Here is a 234-nt window from a genome sequence, read left to right as displayed (position 1 = left end):
TAGGGGTTAGGCAATAGGGAATAGTTTATATCAATCCCAAAACTCTTACCTATCTTAAAAGCAACAACCTCTAAAATTTCCTTTCATTCTATTTTTATGAACTTTTTAGCTTTTAGCTATTGGATATTAGCCATTAGCTATCTGCTCTGTAGTCCCAGGCAGACTCGAACTGCCGACCTCTACATTATCAGTGTAGCGCTCTAACCAGCTGAGCTATGAGACTGCATCTTTTTA

General features: G+C 38.0%; 1 tRNA gene. It reads right to left on the bottom strand.

Going from position 1 to position 234, the window contains the following annotated elements:
• Positions 1-149 precede the first annotated feature (149 nt).
• A tRNA-Ile gene (locus CCAND38_RS02400) sits at positions 150-223 on the bottom strand.
• Between the last annotated feature and the right edge of the window lie 11 nt (positions 224-234).

The organism is Capnocytophaga canis, assembly GCF_000827555.1.
GTDB lineage: Bacteria > Bacteroidota > Bacteroidia > Flavobacteriales > Flavobacteriaceae > Capnocytophaga > Capnocytophaga canis.
Note: the sequence above shows the minus strand (reverse complement) of the source record. Positions and strands in the feature narration are given on the sequence as shown.